The 15,037-nt window shown below is 71.4% G+C and carries 11 protein-coding genes and 2 pseudogenes; 11 read left to right on the top strand and 2 right to left on the bottom strand.

Going from position 1 to position 15,037, the window contains the following annotated elements; genetic code table 11:
• The first annotated feature begins 12 nt into the window (after positions 1–12).
• Positions 13–1,161: a histidine kinase gene (locus AB0953_RS14470; protein WP_366859786.1), complete on the top strand. Its 1,149-nt coding sequence runs from the start codon at positions 13–15 to the stop codon at positions 1,159–1,161.
• Positions 1,162–1,224: 63 nt separating this feature from the next.
• Here AB0953_RS14470 and AB0953_RS14465 read toward each other — a convergent pair.
• Both AB0953_RS14465 and AB0953_RS14460 read right to left on the bottom strand, forming a co-directional pair.
• A pseudogene (locus tag AB0953_RS14465) lies at positions 1,225–1,611 on the bottom strand (rod shape-determining protein); the annotation flags it as partial.
• Positions 1,569–2,065 (bottom strand): annotated as a pseudogene (locus AB0953_RS14460) (rod shape-determining protein). The pseudogenes AB0953_RS14460 and AB0953_RS14465, both read right to left, overlap by 43 nt.
• 165 nt (positions 2,066–2,230) lie before the next feature.
• Between AB0953_RS14460 and AB0953_RS14455 the strand changes: the two are divergent.
• The 10 genes from AB0953_RS14455 (at position 2,231) to AB0953_RS14410 (ending at position 14,998) form a co-directional block, all read left to right on the top strand.
• On the top strand, positions 2,231–3,757 hold the full coding sequence (locus tag AB0953_RS14455; protein ID WP_366859785.1) for a folylpolyglutamate synthase/dihydrofolate synthase family protein: 1,527 nt from the start codon (positions 2,231–2,233) through the stop codon (positions 3,755–3,757).
• A 3-nt stretch (positions 3,758–3,760) separates the two neighbouring features.
• The gene (locus AB0953_RS14450; RefSeq protein WP_366859784.1) at positions 3,761–4,111 is read left to right on the top strand and encodes a DUF4233 domain-containing protein; all 351 of its coding nucleotides are present in this window, start codon (positions 3,761–3,763) and stop codon (positions 4,109–4,111) included.
• 173 nt (positions 4,112–4,284) lie between these two features.
• Positions 4,285–4,695, top strand: coding sequence for a nucleoside-diphosphate kinase (ndk, locus tag AB0953_RS14445; protein ID WP_366859783.1), 411 nt, complete (start codon positions 4,285–4,287; stop codon positions 4,693–4,695).
• A gap of 305 nt (positions 4,696–5,000) precedes the next feature.
• Positions 5,001–6,020: a rod shape-determining protein gene (locus AB0953_RS14440; protein WP_008738981.1), complete on the top strand. Its 1,020-nt coding sequence runs from the start codon at positions 5,001–5,003 to the stop codon at positions 6,018–6,020.
• 177 nt (positions 6,021–6,197) lie between these two features.
• Complete coding sequence (gene mreC / locus AB0953_RS14435; RefSeq protein ID WP_366859782.1) at positions 6,198–7,145, top strand: rod shape-determining protein MreC; 948 nt, start codon at positions 6,198–6,200, stop codon at positions 7,143–7,145.
• A 12-nt stretch (positions 7,146–7,157) separates the two neighbouring features.
• Positions 7,158–7,889, top strand: coding sequence for a rod shape-determining protein MreD (mreD, locus tag AB0953_RS14430; protein WP_366859781.1), 732 nt, complete (start codon positions 7,158–7,160; stop codon positions 7,887–7,889).
• Between the two features lie 13 nt (positions 7,890–7,902).
• A complete protein-coding gene (gene mrdA, locus AB0953_RS14425; RefSeq protein WP_366859780.1) occupies positions 7,903–10,083 on the top strand; it encodes a penicillin-binding protein 2 in 2,181 nt (726 codons plus the stop codon).
• A gap of 28 nt (positions 10,084–10,111) precedes the next feature.
• On the top strand, positions 10,112–11,311 hold the full coding sequence (rodA, locus tag AB0953_RS14420; RefSeq protein WP_366859779.1) for a rod shape-determining protein RodA: 1,200 nt from the start codon (positions 10,112–10,114) through the stop codon (positions 11,309–11,311).
• A 106-nt stretch (positions 11,312–11,417) separates the two neighbouring features.
• Positions 11,418–12,989: a CYTH and CHAD domain-containing protein gene (locus AB0953_RS14415; protein WP_366859778.1), complete on the top strand. Its 1,572-nt coding sequence runs from the start codon at positions 11,418–11,420 to the stop codon at positions 12,987–12,989.
• Between the two features lie 80 nt (positions 12,990–13,069).
• Positions 13,070–14,998 (top strand): TIGR03960 family B12-binding radical SAM protein, encoded by a 1,929-nt coding sequence (locus AB0953_RS14410; RefSeq protein ID WP_366859777.1) that lies wholly within the window; start codon positions 13,070–13,072, stop codon positions 14,996–14,998.
• The last annotated feature ends 39 nt before the right edge of the window (positions 14,999–15,037 follow it).

The raw sequence follows: 15,037 nt of genomic DNA, 5'->3' as shown, positions 1-15,037 counted from the left end.
ATGATGGAGGGCATGCACGTCAAGCGCGTCCTCCCGGCGTTCCACCGGGCCGTGGCCGCAGGCCGCCGCCTCTCCGCGCGCTGGGCCGGCTCGCAGCGCGCGCTGGACGTGCTCACCGCCCTGGGCTGCCTCGCCCTGATGGCGCTGGACCTGCCCGGCCTGGCCGCCGCGGACAACTCCCTGAACGGCCCCCTGGCCGGCGCCGTCCTCGCCGCCGGGGCGTCGTCCCTCGTGGTGCGCCGCCGGGCGCCGTGGGTCGCGTACGCCACCGCACTGCTCTTCATCGGCTGGCTGCACGAGCTGACGCTGATCCAGTTCGCCCTGTACTCGGTCGGCCGCTACCGGGGCCGCCGCGCCGGCGTCCTCGCCACCGCCGGGTACGTGGCCTTCGCGCTGGCCGTCTTCTGCCTGCCGGGCTGGCCGGAGCCGCAGGCCGCCACGCTCAGCGCCTTCCTCGGGCTGATCGTGCCCATCGGCGTCCTCGCCTCGGCCGTCGGCATCGCCGCCTACCGCCACGACCTGGTGGCCGAACTCGCCGCCGGGCGGGCCGAGGCGGCCGTGCTCCAAGCCGTGCAGCAGGAGCGCACCTCGGTCGCCCGCGACGTCCACGACTTCGTCGGCCGGGAGCTGACGCTGCTGACCGTCCGCTCCGAGGTGCTGTCGGTACGGGCGCGGGCGACCCCGTACGCCAAGGAGTTCGAGGAGCTCGCCGACACCGCGCGCCGCGCCCACCTCGTCCTCAACGAGATCATCGTCCAGCGCGGCGGCCCCGACGCGACGCCGGGCGTCGACGGCCTGCCGGCGCTCGCGCAGGAGAGCGGGCGCGCCGACACCCCCGTACGGCTGGCGCTGGACCCGCAGGTGCACGGGCTGTCGCCGCTGAGGCAGGCCGCGGTCTACCGGGTGGTGCAGGAGTGCCTGACGAACGCGGCCAAGCACGCGGGCGGCGAGACCGTCGACGTCCGGATCGAGGCGGACGGCGCGCAGCTGCGGATCTCGGTCAGCAACGGCCTGCCCGCCCGCGGGCCGGCCCGCGCGCCGGTGTCGGCGGGATCGGGCACCGCGAGCATGGCCGAGCGCGTCTCCAGTCTCGGCGGGACCCTGACCGCCACCCGCACGGAGGATGCGTACGAGGTCCTCGCCACCCTCCCGCGCGGCTGAGACCGCTCGCAGGCCCGGCAGCAGGGCCCCGCCGCCGGTCAGCACGATGCCGTGCTCCATCACGTCGCCCGACAGTTCCGGCGGGCAGTCCTCCAGCGCGGTGCGCACCGCGGCGATGATCGCCTCGATCGGCGCCGCCAGCGCGGCCCGCACGTCCGCCGCGCCCAGTTCGAGCGTCTTCGGCATGCCGCCCACCCGCTCGCGGCCGCGCACGGTGTACGTGCGCGCCTCCAGCTCCGGCCGGTCCGGTACGGGCCAGGCCGACCCGATGGCGATCTTGGCGTCCTCGGCGGTGCGCTCGCCGATGAGCAGCCCGTGCTCCCTGCGGTCCCAGTCCGTGACCGCGGCGTCCATCCGGTCCCCGCCGACGCGCAGCGACCGGGAGGTGCCGATCCCGCCGAGCGAGATCACGGCGACCTCGCAGGTGCCGCCGCCGATGTCGACGGCCATCGAGCCGCGCGGTTCGGCGAAGGGCAGGCCGGCGTGCCGCGCGGTTCGGCGAAGGTCAGGCCGGCGCCGATCGCCGCCGCCATCGGCTCCTCGATCAGGTGCACCGTGCGCGCGCCGGCCCGGGTCGAGGCGTGGACGATGGCCCGCCGCTCGACGCGGTGACGCCGGACGGCACGCAGACCACCATGCGGGGGCGTGCGCGCCGCCCGGGGACGGCCTTGCGCACGAAGTGCGGATCACCTCCTCGGCGGCCTCGTCGTCGCAGATCACTCCGTCCTTCAGGGGGCGGATCGCGGTGATGGAGCCGGGGGTGCGGGCCGATGGTCTCCTTGGCCTCGGTCCCGACGGCGAGGGCCGTGGTGGTGCCCGCCCTGACCGCGACCACGGACGGCTCATTGAGGACGATCCCCTGACCCCGCGCATGGACGAGGGTGTTGGCGGTCCGCAGATCCATGCCCAGGTCCCCGCTCGTGGCTGTCCTGCTGGTGCTGGCCTGCGGCATTTGTTCCCCCATCTCCCGTCCGCAAGGCTTGCATAACGATCCGGTCGCCCTGCGCGCCGAAGGCCCCGAACCGGCCGGGTCGAAAGTCCCCCCGGCCCCCGTCCGTAGACTGGCCCTGTGAGTGAGCAGCAGCCCGAGAGCCACGGCCCCGAGGACCACGACGACACCCTCGACATGTTCGACCGGATCGTGGCGGAAGAGTCCGACCGCGACCCGGATCTGGCGGTGATCGAGGCCGGCAGCCGCACCCTGCGCGCCCAGGCCGGACCGCCCCAGGGCGAACCGGCCCCCGCGCCCCTGGACCCGGAGACGGCCGCGGCGCTGCGGGAGGTGGAGCAGGAGCTCTCCACCCGCTGGGGCGAGACCAAGCTGGAGCCGTCCGTCTCGCGGATCGCCGCGCTGATGGACGTCCTGGGCGAGCCGCAGCGCGCGTACCCCTCCATCCACGTCACCGGCACGAACGGCAAGACCAGCACCTCCCGCATGATCGAGGCCCTGCTGAACGCCTTCGAGCTGCGCACCGGCCGGTACACCAGCCCGCACGTGCAGTCGATCACCGAGCGCATCAGCCTGGACGGGGCGCCGATCTCCGCCGAGCGCTTCGTGGAGACGTACTACGACATCAAGCCGTACGTGGAGATGGTCGACGCCTCCGAGGAGTACCGGCTGTCCTTCTTCGAGGTCCTCACCGGCATGGCGTACGCCGCGTTCGCGGACGCCCCGGTCGACGTGGCGGTCGTCGAGGTCGGCATGGGCGGCAGCTGGGACGCGACGAACGTGATCGACGCGGCGGTCGCGGTCATCACCCCGATCAGCCTGGACCACACCGACCGGCTCGGCTCCACGCCGGGCGAGATCGCGCAGGAGAAGGGCGGCATCATCAAGCAGGACGCCACCGTGATCCTGGCGCAGCAGCCGGTGGACGCGGCGCAGGTGCTTCTGAAGAAGGCCGTCGAGGTCGATGCGACCGTGGCCCGCGAGGGCATGGAGTTCGGCGTCGTCTCGCGCGAGGTGGCGGTCGGCGGGCAGATGCTGACGCTGCGGGGCGTGGGCGGCGAGTACGAGGGGATCTTCCTGCCGCTGTACGGCGCCCACATGGCGCACAACGCGGCGGTGGCGCTGGCCGCGGTGGAGGCCTTCTTCGGGGTCGGCGCGCAGCAGTCGCGGGAGCTGGACCTGGAGACGGTGCGCCGGGCCTTCGCCTCGGTGACCTCGCCGGGCCGGATGGAGGTGGTCCGCCGCAGCCCCACGGTGATCCTGGACGCGGCGCACAACCCGGCGGGCGCGCAGGTCACGGCGGAGGCGGTGACGGAGGCGTTCGGCTTCAGCCGGCTCATCGGCGTCGTCGGCGCGAGCGAGGGCAAGGACGTGCGGGGGGTCTTCGAGGCCTTCGAGCCGATCTTCGCGGAGGTCGTGGTCACCGAGAACTCCAGCCACCGGGCGATGTCCGCGGACGAGCTGGCGGCCATCGCGGTCGAGGTCTTCGGGTCGGAGCGGGTGCAGGTGGAACCGCGCCTGGACGACGCCCTGGAGGCGGCGATCACCCTGGCGGAGGAAGAGGCCGAGTACGGAGGGGCCGGGGTCCTGGTGACCGGCTCCGTGATCACGGTGGGCGAGGCCCGCCTGCTGCTGAAGAGGGGCTGACGGATGCGCACGCTGTGTGCCTCGACCTTGATCGGCGAGTTCTTCGTGATCGGCTTCGCGGGGCTGGTCGCCATGAAGAACCCGGACCTGACCCAGGCGCAGGTGTGGACGGTCTGCGGGATCACCATGCTGCTGTCGGTGCTGCTGTGCGGGATGCTGTCGCGTCGCGGGGCGGTGCAGATCGGCTGGGCGCTGCAGATCGGCCTGATCGCGAGCGGGTTCATCGTCCCGATGATGTTCTTCCTCGGTGCGGTCTTCGCGGGCCTGTGGTGGTGCTCGGTGCACTACGGCCGCAAGATCGACTCGATCAAGGCCCGCTGGGCGGCGGCCCCCGAGAGCGAAGCCAAGGCCTGAGGCTGCCCTGGTGCAGGGGCCGGGTGCGCTGCCGGTTTGCGGTCGGCGCCGGCTCTCCGCCGTTGCGTGCTCCCCGCTGTCTGCGGGGGGCGGGCGGGATCCGGCCGCCGGGCGGCCCGGGTGCGGCCTGTAGCCTCTTCAGACCGCACCCGTATGCCGCAAGGAGTTAGACCATGACCCAGCGCACTCTCGTCATCCTGAAGCCCGACGCGGTCCGTCGCGGCCTGGTGGGCGAGATCATCGGCCGCATCGAGCGGAAGGCCGGCTGGACCATCCCCGCCATGGAACTGCGCACGCTGGACCAGGAGACCCTGGAGACGCACTACGGGGAGCACAAGGGCAAGCCCTTCTACGAGCCCCTCATGGGCTTCATGGCGAGCGGCCCGGTCGTCGTCCTCGTCGTCGAAGGCGAACGCGCGATCGAGGGCGTGCGCCAGCTGGCCGGCCCCACCGACCCGATCGCCGCGGCGCCCGGATCCATCCGCGGAGACTTCGGCACCATCACCCGCGAGAACCTCATCCACGCCTCGGACTCGCAGGAGTCCGCCGAGCGCGAGCTGAAGCTGTTCTTCCCCTCCCTCTGACGGGCTAACGCGCGCATTCCTGACGTAACATCAGCCGAATAGCGCTCATGACCTGGGGCGACCGAAGTAATTTCGGTCGCCCTTCGGTATAGAGGGACCCGCGCGGGAACGCATGGGAAGGACACGACGTCACCACTAAGGGGACGGGTTTCCGTTCCGGCGGGATTGCCGCCAGTCCCGTCGCGCGATGCCCGACCTGCGGCACTACGATGGGGCCTCCACCCACACACCCACCTCGCCGACCTGACAGCAGCAGCTATCAACTGGAAGGCCAGACGCTCCTCATGGGGAACAAGGGGAACAACATGTCGTTCATCGGCCGTGACATGGCGATCGACCTCGGGACCGCCAACACGCTGGTGTACGTGAGGGGCCGGGGGATCGTCCTGAACGAGCCGTCCGTGGTCGCCATCAACACGAACACCGGTGGCATTCTGGCGGTCGGCTCCGAGGCGAAGAAGATGATCGGGCGCACGCCCGGCAACATCGTCGCCGTCAGGCCCCTCAAGGACGGCGTCATCGCCGACTTCGAGATCACCGAGCGCATGCTCCGGTACTTCATCCTCAAGATCCACAAGCGCCGCTACCTGGCCCGCCCGCGCGTCGTGGTCTGCGTCCCCTCCGGTATCACCGGGGTGGAGCGCCGCGCCGTCATCGAGGCGTCCACCCAGGCCGGCGCCCGTCAGGTGCACATCATCGAGGAGCCCATGGCCGCGGCCATCGGCTCGGGCCTGCCCGTGCACGAGGCCACCGGCAACATGGTCGTGGACATCGGCGGCGGCACCACCGAGGTCGCGGTCATCTCCCTCGGAGGAATCGTCACGGCACAGTCCATCCGGGTCGCCGGCGACGAGCTCGACAACGCGATCATCCAGCACATCAAGAAGGAGTACAGCCTCCTCCTCGGTGAGCGGACCGCCGAGCAGATCAAGATCACCATCGGCTCGGCGTACGACCTCGACAAGGACGAGCACACCGAGATCCGCGGCCGCGACCTCGTCTCGGGCCTGCCCAAGACCGTGGTCATCTCGGCCGCGGAGGTCCGCAAGGCCATCGAGGAACCGGTCAACGCCATCGTCGACGCCGTCAAGACCACCCTCGACAAGTGCCCGCCGGAGCTCTCCGGCGACATCATGGACCGCGGCATCGTCCTGACCGGCGGCGGCGCCCTGCTGCGCGGCCTGGACGAACGGCTGCGCCGCGAGACGGGCATGCCGATCCACATCGCCGAGGACCCGCTCGACTCCGTCGCGCTCGGATCCGGCAAGTGCGTCGAGGAGTTCGAAGCGCTCCAGCAGGTCCTGGACGCCCAGCCCCGGCGCTGACACGAACCCCGCAAAAGGGGCCGTGCGGAACACAAGGATCCGCCGTACGGGTGCTGCCGCGCCCGTGCGGCGGATCGTTGATATACAGGCAACAACCGGTGCTGCGCCCCCAGCTTGGCGTTCCACCGGAGCGGCTCCGCCGCACGGATATCTACGAGGAAGGCACGGCCGCCGCACGTGAGGGACACACGAGAAAGCCGGCTGCTCCTGGTGCTCCTGATCGCCATCGCGTTCGCGTTGATCACGGTGGACATCAGGGCAGGCGAGGAGTCTCCGGTCGACGGCGCCAGGCGGGCCGCCGCTGCCGTCTTCGGCCCCGTCGAAAAGGGCGTCGCGACTGCCGTCGACCCGGTCGCCCACGCCATAGGGGCCGTACGGGACTCCGGTGAGCGGCACAGCCGCATCGCCGTCCTGGAGCGCGAGAACGCCGCCCTGAAGGCCAGGCTCGGCAGCGACGACCAGACCCGCAGCCGCATCCGCGAGCTCGACGAGATGCTCAAGCGGGCCGGCGCCGGGCAGTACGGCATCAAGGGCGCCGAGGTCATCGCCATAGGAGCGGCCCAGGGCTTCTCCTGGACCGTCACCATCGACGCCGGCAGCAAGGACGGCATCGAGCGCGACATGACCGTCCTCAACGGCGACGGCCTCGTCGGCCGCGTCGCCACCGTCGGCCCCGACACCGCCACGGTCGTCCTCGCCAACGACCCCGACTTCACCGTCGGCACCCGGCTGGAGAAGACCGGCGAACTCGGCTTCGCCACCGGCCAGGGCGACCGCGCCCTGTCCGTCCAGATGCTCAACGGCAAGGCCAAGGTCGGCCCCGGCGACCGGCTCGTCACCTTCGGCTCCCGCGGCAACAAGCCCTTCGTGCCCGGCGTCCCGATCGGAGAGGTGGTCAAGGTCGACCCCTCCCGCGGCGACCTGACCCGCACCGTGTGGGTCCGCCCGTTCGTCGGCTTCTCCCGCCTGGACATCGTCGGCGTCGTGGTCGTGCCCCCGCGCGAGGACCCCCGCGACACCGTCCTGCCGCCCAAGCCCGAGGCCCCCAAGCCCGCACCGACGGTCACGGTCACGGTCACCCCGTCCCCCGCCGGCAGTGCATCCGCCAAGCCGGCCGACGAGTAGGAGCAGACCGCCATGCGCTTCAACCGGATCCTGCTCGCCTCCACGCTCGTCGTGGTCGCCCTCGTCGTCCAGGTCGGCATCCTCGGCCGCCTGCAACTGCCCGGCGCCGTACCCGACCTGCTCCTGCTGACCGTCGTCGCCCTCGCCCTGGTCTACGGCCACGTCAGCGGGGCGCTCGTCGGCTTCGCCGCCGGCCTCCTCGCCGACCTGGCCCCGCCCGCCGACCACGCCGCCGGGCGGTACGCGCTCGTCCTGTGCGTCATCGGGTACGCCGCCGGACTGGTCCGCCCCGACTCCGGGCGCTTCCGCTCCGCCTGGGGCCCGCTGCTCACCGTCGTCGCCGCCGCGATCGGCTCCACCCTGCTGTACGCGGGCGTCGGCGCCCTCGTCGGCGACACCGCCGCCCGCCACGTCGGGCTCACGGGCCTGCTGTTCACCGCCACCGTCTACGACCTGCTGCTCGCACCGTTCACCGTCCCGTTCGTCATGGCCCTCGCCCGGCGCGCCGAGAACGACCCGATGGCCGTCGAGGCCAACGGCGGCGCCGCCAAGGCCGCCGACGCGTCCTCCGGCTGGCTCGCCGGCGGCACCGGCCTGCGCATCGGCAGCCAGCGCGGCGGCCTGCGGCTGATCACCGCACGCAACCGGGCGAACCGGGCCGGGCGGATAAAGGGCGTCAAGGGTGTCAAGGCCGTCAAGGGCATGAAGAGCGTGAAGAGTGTGAAGAGCGTCAAGAAGCTGTGAAGGGGCGGTGCCCGTGACCAAGTCTCCCGAGACCGGCCGCATTCCCCGGGTCCAGATCCGGCTCGTCATCATGCAGGTCCTCGTCTTCTCCATGCTCTGCACGCTCGGCGGGCGACTGTGGTACCTCCAGATCCGCAACGGCGGCGAGTACTACGACGAGGCGAAGAGCAACCACGTCCAGCGGGTGGTCCAGCCCGCCGTGCGCGGCTCCATCCTCGACGCCCGCGGCGTCGCCCTCGCCGACAACGAGACCCGGCTCGTGGTCTCCGCCAGCCGCACGGCGCTGATGAAGATGAAGGACAAGGGCAAGGGCGTCCTGACCCGGCTCGCCGGAGTCCTGGACATGACCCCCCAGGAGGTCATGTCCAAGGTCCGCGTCTGCGACTCCAAGACCCCTCCGCCCTGCTGGAACGGCTCGCCCTACCAGCCCATCCCGGTCACGGCCGAAGCAACCACCCAGCAGGCCCTCCAGATCCGCGAGCGCCCCGAGGAGTACCCCGGGATCACCGCCGAACCCACCGCCGTGCGCCGCTACCCGGCGCCCGGCGGCGCCCGCACCGCACAGGCCCTCGGCTACCTCTCGCCCGTCACCGACGAGGAGATCCAGAAGGCGAAGGACACCGACTCGCCGCACCTGCGCTCCGACCAGGTCGGCCGCTCCGGGATCGAGCGCACGTACGACAAGTACCTGCGCGGCAAGGCGGAAGTCACCTCCTACGAGGTCGACAACCTCGGCCGGGTCATGGGCCAGACCAAGTCCGACCGGGGCGTGCCCGGCTCCACCCTCGTCACCAGCATCGACGCCCGGGTCCAGGCCGTCGCCGAGTACGAGCTCCAGCAGGCGATGAAGACCGTCCGCCACGAGACCGACAACATCACCGGCCGCAAGTACGAGGCCGACTCGGGCGCCGTCGTCGTCATGGAGGCCAAGACCGGCCGCGTCGTCGCGATGGCCTCCCAGCCCGACTACGACCCCAACGCGTGGGTCGGCGGCATCTCCGGCAAGGACTACGCCAAGCTCACCAGCAAGAACTCCAACTACCCCCTGCTGAACCGGGCCATCCAGGGCCAGGCCCCCGCGGGCTCCATCTTCAAGGTGGTCTCGGCGAGCGCCGCCGTCCGCGCCGGCTACCCCTTCGACAACAAGTACGAGTGCAGCAGCTCCTACAACATGGGCGGCCGCAGCTTCGCGAACTTCGAGTCCAAGGGGCACGGGCCCATCACCCTCGGCGAGGCCCTGAAGTTCTCCTGCAACACCGTCTTCTACGCCCTCGGCCACAAGGAATGGCAGCGCGACGGCGGCCTCAAGCCAAAGAAGGACGCCCACGACTGGTTCTACCGGACCGCCCGCGAGTTCGGACTCGGCGCGGTGACCGGCATCGACCTGCCCAACGAGGTCACCGGCCGCATCCCCGACCGCCAGTGGAAGAAGAACTTCTGGAAGGCCAACAAGGACGCCTGGTGCAAGCAGGGCAAGAAGGGCGGCACCTACGTCGAGCAGATCGCCTACGAGAACTGCCTCGAAGGCAACCAGCTGAAGGCCTTCGACAGCATCAACTTCGCCATCGGCCAGGGCGACGTCCTCGTCACCCCCATCCAGATGGCCACCGCCTACGCCGCCATCAGCAACGGCGGCACCCTCTTCGACCCCACCATCGGCAAGGCCGTCATCAGCCCCGACGGCAAGCGGGTCGACATGATCAGGCCCACCGCGCACGGCAGGCTCCCCGTCGACGCCAAGACCCTCGCCGACCTCGACAAGGGCCTGCGCATGGTCGTCGAACCCGGCGGCACCGCCGCCTGGCGCTTCGTCGGCTGGCCGCTGGACAAGGTCCCCCTGCGGGCCAAGACCGGCACCGCCCAGGTCTACGGCAAGCAGACCACCTCCTGGCTGGCGACGTACACCGACGACTTCGTCATCGTCATGACGATTTCCCAGGGAGGCACCGGATCCGGTGCCTCAGGACCCGCCGTGCGCAACATCTACAACGCCATGTACGGCTTCGACATGGAGGGCAACTACGACGCCGACCGGGCCCTGCTGCCCGCGCCCGAGGCGAAGCTGCCCACCGTCCAGCCCGACGGCACCATCGTGGCCCCCGAGATCAAGCCGTACGTCCCCCCGTCCCCGGAGGAGTCCGAGCCGCCCGCACTGGCCGGTCCTCCCGCCACGCGCCCCGCCGGGCACGACTGAGCCGAAGAGACCGAGCCGAAGAGCGACCATGCAGACCGCCAACAAGTTCTCCGTATCCCGGTACGCACCCCGGCCGACCGCGATGGCCAAACTGACCTCGCGCGACTCGGTGCTGCGCCGGCTCGACTGGCCGATACTCCTCTCGGCACTCGCCCTGTCCCTCCTGGGCACCCTGCTGGTGTGGTCCGCGACCCGCAACCGCACCCAGCTCAACCAGGGCGACCCCTACTACTTCCTCGTCCGGCACGCCATGAACACCGGCATCGGCCTCGTGCTGATGATCGGCACCGTCTGGCTCGGCCACCGCACCCTGCGCGGCGCCGTGCCGATCCTGTACGGGCTCTCGCTGCTGCTGATCATCGCCGTGCTCACCCCGCTCGGCGCCACCATCAACGGCGCCCACGCATGGATCGTGATCGGCGGCGGCTTCTCCCTCCAGCCCTCCGAGTTCGTGAAGATCACGATCATCCTGGGCATGGCGATGCTGCTGGCCGCCCGGGTCGACGCGGGCGACCTCGTCCACCCCGACCACCGCACCGTCGTCAAGGCCCTGTGCCTGGCCGCCGTGCCGATGGGCATCGTCATGCTGATGCCCGACCTCGGCTCCGTCATGGTCATGGTCGTCATCGTGCTCGGCGTCCTGCTCGCCTCCGGCGCCTCCAACCGCTGGGTGCTCGGCCTCCTCGGCTCCGGCGCGGCCGGCGCCGTCCTGGTCTGGCAGCTCGGCGTCCTCGACGAGTACCAGATCAACCGCTTCGCGGCCTTCGCCAACCCCGAGCTCGACCCCGCCGGCGTCGGCTACAACACCAACCAGGCGCGCATCGCGATCGGCTCCGGGGGGTTGACCGGCTCCGGGCTCTTCAAGGGCTCGCAGACCACCGGCCAGTTCGTGCCCGAGCAGCAGACCGACTTCGTCTTCACCGTCGCCGGCGAGGAGCTCGGCTTCATCGGCGCCGGCCTGATCCTCGTCCTGCTCGGCATCGTGCTGTGGCGGGCCTGCATGATCGCCCGCGAGACCACCGAGCTCTACGGGACCATCGTCTGCGCCGGGATCATCGCCTGGTTCGCCTTCCAGGCCTTCGAGAACATCGGGATGACGCTCGGGATCATGCCGGTGGCCGGCCTGCCCCTGCCCTTCGTCTCCTACGGAGGATCGTCGATGTTCGCCGTGTGGGTGGCCGTCGGGCTGCTGCAGTCGATCAAGGTGCAGCGGCCGATGTCCGCCTAGTGCCCCGCGACGGCGCACGGCGCTCTTCGGCCGGTTCCCGACCGGGAGCCGGCCGATCCCGGGGTTCACCCTGTCGTTGTGATCCTTTCAGGACTAGGTTCGATCCATGGCGGACACCAAGCGCGAGATCGAGCGGAAATTCGAGTTCGGTTCGGAGAAGGCGGCCCGGCGCGGCCTCCCCGACCTCGCCGGCACGGCAGGCATCGCCGCCGTCGCCGACCGGGGCACCGTCGAACTCGACGCCGTCTACTACGACACCCCCGACCAACGGCTCGCCGCCGACGGCCTCACCCTGCGCCGCCGCACCGGCGGCGCCGACGCCGGCTGGCACCTCAAACTCCCCGTCTCCCCGGGCGTCCGCGACGAGATCGCCGCCCCCCTCAGCGACACCGTCCCCCGCCCCCTCGCCGCCCTGCTCCGCTCGCGCGTCCGCGACGGCGGCCTCGAACCCCGGGTCCGGCTGCTCTCCTCCCGTACGATCAGCCACCTCCTCGACGCCGAGGGCACCGTCCTCGCCGAGCTCTCCACCGACCGCGTCCGCGCCGAGGCAGGGCAGACCGGCGCCGGGCCGGCGGGGGCCGCAGCCGGGCAGACCGCAGCCGGGCCCGCCGCCTCCTGGACCGAGATCGAGGTGGAACTCGCCGAGGGCACCGACCCCGCCCTCCTCGACGCCGTGGAGAAAGCCTTCCGCGCAGCGGGCATCCGCGTCTCCGACGCCCCCTCCAAACTCGCCCGCGCCCTCGCCGAGACCGGCACCGCCCCGGCCCCCCGCCCCGCCCCCGGCCCCGCCGAGGACACCGCCGGCGCGCACGTCCTCGCGTACCTGCGCCTCCAGCGCGACGCCCTGATCGCCCAGGACCCCGCCGTACGCCGCGGCCTGCCGGACTCCGTCCACCAGATGCGCGTCGCCTGCCGCCGCACCCGCAGCGCCCTCAAGACCTTCCGCAAGGTCCTCGACCGCACCGCCACCGACCCCCTCGGCGACGAACTGCGCTGGCTCGCCGCCGAGCTCGGCGCCGACCGCGACCAGGAAGTCCTCCACGCCCGCATCCTGGACCGCATCGCAGAACTCCCGCGCACCCTGCTGCAGGGCCCCGTCCGCAGCCGGCTGCGCACCTGGCACGCCGCCCGCCGCGCCGGAACCCGCCGCCGGGCCCTCGCCGCCCTCGACAGCAAGCGCTACCTGGCCCTCCTCGACGCCCTCGACGCCCTCCTCGACGACCCCCCACTGCGCGCCGCCGCGGACAAGCCCGCCGCAAAGGTCCTGGCCAAGGCCATCCTGCGCGACCACGACCGCCTCGCCACCCGCATCGCCGCCGCCCGGGCCCTGGAGCCCGGCACCGACCGCGACCTCGCCCTCCACGAGGCCCGCAAGGCCGCCAAGCGCGCCCGTTACGCCGCGGAGGCCGCCGCCGAGGCCCTCGGCAAGCCGGCCACACGGCAGGCCAAGGCCGTGAAGGCGGTGCAGACCCTGCTCGGCGACCACCAGGACAGCGTCGTCGCCCGCGAGGCCCTGCGCGACATCGGCCTCCAGGCCACCGCCGCGGGGGACTCCGCCTTCACCTGGGGCGTGCTCTACGCCCGCGAGGAAGCCCTGGCCGCCGCCGGCGAACGGGAGCTCGCGGACGTATGGGCCAACGCCTCCGACCCCGCGCTGCGGGCGGACCTGACCCCGTAGCCGGTGATCACGGCGGTGGGGGCGGGGGGCTGTCCGGGTTACGCTTGAGAGTCGCCCCCTGCCCGCTTCACGAAAGTCGCGTGATGTCCGAGTCGGTCTTCCCACAGCTCGAAGCTCTGCTCCCGCATGTGCAGAAGCCCATCCAGTACGTGGGCGGTGAACTGAACTCCACCGTCAAGCCGTGGGATTCGTGTGACGTCCGCTGGGCGCTCATGTACCCGGACGCGTACGAGGTCGGGCTGCCCAACCAGGGCGTCATGATCCTGTACGAGGTGCTCAACGAGCGCGAGGGCGTCCTCGCCGAGCGCACGTACAGCGTGTGGCCGGACCTGGAAGCGCTCATGCGCGAGCACAAGGTGCCGCAGTTCACCGTCGACAGCCACCGCCCCGTCGGTGCCTTCGACGTGTTCGGCCTGTCCTTCTCCACGGAGCTGGGCTACACCAACATGCTCACGGCCCTCGACCTGGCCGGGATCCCCCTGGAGGCCCGCGACCGCACCGAGGACCACCCGATCGTCCTCGCCGGCGGCCACGCCGCCTTCAACCCCGAGCCGATCGCGGACTTCATCGACTGCGCGGTCATCGGCGACGGCGAGCAGGCCGTCCTCGACATCACCGACATCATCCGCGCCTGGAAGGCCGAGGGCCGCCCGGGCGGGCGCGAGGAGCTGCTGCTGCGCCTCGCCAAGACCGGCAACGTCTACGTGCCGGGCTTCTACGACGTGGAGTACCTGCCCGACGGCCGCATCGGCCGGGTCGTGCCCAACCGCTCCGGCGTGCCGTGGCGCGTCTCGAAGCACACGGTCATGGACCTCGACGAGTGGCCGTACCCCAAGCAGCCGCTGGTCCCGCTCGCCGAGACCGTCCACGAGCGGATGTCCGTCGAGATCTTCCGCGGGTGCACCCGCGGCTGCCGCTTCTGCCAGGCCGGCATGATCACGCGCCCCGTGCGGGAGCGAAGCATCACCGGCATCGGCGAGATGGTGGAGAAGGGCCTGAAGGCCACGGGCTTCGAGGAGGTGGGCCTGCTGTCCCTCTCCTCGGCCGACCACACCGAGATCGCGGACATCGCCAAGGGCCTCGCGGACCGGTACGCGGACGACAAGGTGGGCCTCTCGCTGCCCTCCACCCGCGTGGACGCGTTCAACGTGGACCTGGCCAACGAGCTGACGCGCAACGGCCGTCGCTCCGGTCTGACCTTCGCCCCCGAGGGCGGCTCCGAGCGCATGCGCAAGGTCATCAACAAGATGGTCTCGGAAGAGGACCTGATCCGCACCGTCGCCACCGCCTACGGCAACGGCTGGCGCCAGGTGAAGCTGTACTTCATGTGCGGCCTGCCGACCGAGACCGACGAGGACGTCCTGCAGATCGGCGACATGGCGGTCAACGTCATCGCCAAGGGCCGCGAGGTCTCCGGGCAGAACGACATCCGCTGCACGGTGTCGATCGGCGGCTTCGTCCCCAAGCCGCACACCCCGTTCCAGTGGGCCCCGCAGCTGTCGGCGGAGGAGACGGACGCCCGCCTGGCGAAGCTGCGCGACAAGATCCGCGGCGACAAGAAGTACGGCCGCTCCATCGGCTTCCGGTACCACGACGGCAAGCCGGGCATCGTCGAGGGCCTCCTCTCCCGCGGCGACCGCCGCGTCGGCGACGTGATCCGGGCGGTGTACGAGGACGGCGGCCGCTTCGACGGCTGGCGCGAGCACTTCAGCTACGACCGCTGGATGGAGTGCGCCGAGAAGACCCTGCCCGCGTACGGCGTGGACGTGGCCTGGTACACGACCCGCGAGCGCACGTACGAGGAGGTCCTCCCCTGGGACCACCTGGACTCCGGCCTGGACAAGGACTGGCTCTGGGAGGACTGGCAGGACGCCCTCGACGAAACCGAGGTCGAGGACTGCCGCTGGACCCCGTGCTTCGACTGCGGCGTCTGTCCTCAGATGCAGACCAGTATTCAAATCGGACCGACCGGCAAGAAGCTTCTCCCGCTGTCGGTGGTCAACAAGTAGCGCTGCGGTGGTGTCGGCTCCGTCCCGTCCACGGGACGG

Source organism: Streptomyces sp. NPDC046866 (assembly GCF_040704625.1).
GTDB lineage: Bacteria > Actinomycetota > Actinomycetes > Streptomycetales > Streptomycetaceae > Streptomyces.
The sequence above is the reverse complement of the archived record's forward strand: the minus strand, read 5'-3'. Positions and strand labels throughout refer to the sequence as shown.